General features: G+C 32.5%; 1 protein-coding gene. It reads left to right on the top strand.

Going from position 1 to position 434, the window contains the following annotated elements; genetic code table 11:
• Positions 1-434: glycosyltransferase (locus E0D98_RS25865; RefSeq protein WP_276320460.1), on the top strand; the 434-nt coding region annotated here is incomplete at both ends.

Here is a 434-nt window from a genome sequence, read left to right as displayed (position 1 = left end):
ATTCAAGAATTAATATTTATGTTATCAATTGTGATAAGCTGAAGTCATTACCAAGCACGAAAAACTGGACTTACGCAACATATTTTCGATTTATAATTGCAGATTATTTCTATCATAAACATGAAAAAATACTATATCTTGATGCAGATATTGCTTGCAAGGGTAGTATTAAAGAACTCTTAGATTATCAATTTTCTACTAATGAAATTGCCGCAGTTGTAGCTGAAAGAGATGTTGAATGGTGGCAAAATCGAGCCTCGGTATTAACTACACCACAGTTAGCTTCTGGATATTTCAATGCTGGTTTTTTACTGATAAATATTGATGAGTGGAATCTAAATAACATTTCGTCAAAAGCTATTGAAATGTTGCGTGACCCAGATTGGGTAAGTAAAATCACCCACCTTGATCAAGATGTACTGAATGTATTATTG

This window comes from Escherichia sp. KCJ4928, assembly GCF_004352695.1.
Lineage (GTDB): Bacteria > Pseudomonadota > Gammaproteobacteria > Enterobacterales > Enterobacteriaceae > ECMA0423.
The sequence above is the reverse complement of the archived record's forward strand: the minus strand, read 5'-3'. Positions and strand labels throughout refer to the sequence as shown.